Annotated in this window: 1 protein-coding gene; it reads left to right on the top strand. The window is 65.8% G+C overall.

Annotated features, from left to right (window positions below; translation table 11 throughout):
- A partial coding sequence (gene prpC, locus LDO29_RS28070) for a bifunctional 2-methylcitrate synthase/citrate synthase (protein WP_224082984.1) occupies nt 1-1,052 on the top strand: 1,052 nt, incomplete at both ends.

The raw sequence follows: 1,052 nt of genomic DNA, 5'->3' as shown, positions 1-1,052 counted from the left end.
CCGAAGCCCAAGAAATCCGTTGCCCTGTCGGGCGTGACCGCCGGCAATACCGCGCTGTGCACGGTCGGCCGTACCGGCAATGACCTGCACTACCGCGGCTATGACATCCTGGACGTGGCCGACGCCTGCGAATTCGAGGAAATCGCCCACCTGCTGGTCCACGGCAAGCTGCCGAACAAGTCCGAACTGGCCGCCTACAAGACCAAGCTGAAGGCGCTGCGCGGCCTGCCCGCCGCCGTCAAGGCCGCGCTGGAATGCGTGCCCGCCTCGGCTCACCCGATGGACGTGATGCGCACCGGCGTGTCGGTGCTGGGCACCGTGCTGCCCGAGAAGGACGACCACAACACCCCGGGCGCGCGCGACATCGCCGACCAGCTGATGGCCAGCCTGGGCTCGATGCTGCTGTACTGGTACCACTACAGCCACAACGGCCGCCGCATCGAAGTCGAGACCGACGACGACTCCATCGGCGCCCACTTCCTGCACCTGCTGCACGGCAAGAAGCCGTCGGCGCTGTGGGAGCGTGCCATGCACACCTCGATGATCCTGTACGCGGAGCACGAGTTCAACGCCTCGACCTTCACCGGCCGCGTGATCGCCGGCACGGGCTCGGACATGCACTCGGCCATCTGCGGCGCGATCGGCGCGCTGCGCGGCCCCAAGCACGGCGGCGCCAATGAAGTGGCCTTCGAGATCCAGAAGCGCTATGACAGCCCGGACGAAGCCCAGGCCGACATCACCCGCCGCGTCGAGAACAAGGAAGTCGTGATCGGCTTCGGCCACCCGGTGTACACCATTGCCGACCCGCGCAACCAGGTGATCAAGGCCACTGCACGCGAACTGTCGAAGGAAGCCGGCTCGATGAAGATGTTCGACATCGCCGAGCGCCTGGAAACGGTGATGTGGGACATCAAGAAGATGTTCCCGAACCTGGACTGGTTCAGCGCGGTGAGCTATCACATGATGGGCGTGCCGACCGCGATGTTCACGCCGCTGTTCGTGATCGCGCGTACGTCGGGCTGGGCGGCGCACATCATCGAGCAGCGCATCGA

The sequence above is a fragment of the Cupriavidus laharis genome (genome assembly GCF_914271435.1).
Lineage (GTDB): Bacteria > Pseudomonadota > Gammaproteobacteria > Burkholderiales > Burkholderiaceae > Cupriavidus > Cupriavidus laharis.
This window is presented reverse-complemented; position numbering and strand designations above follow the sequence as displayed.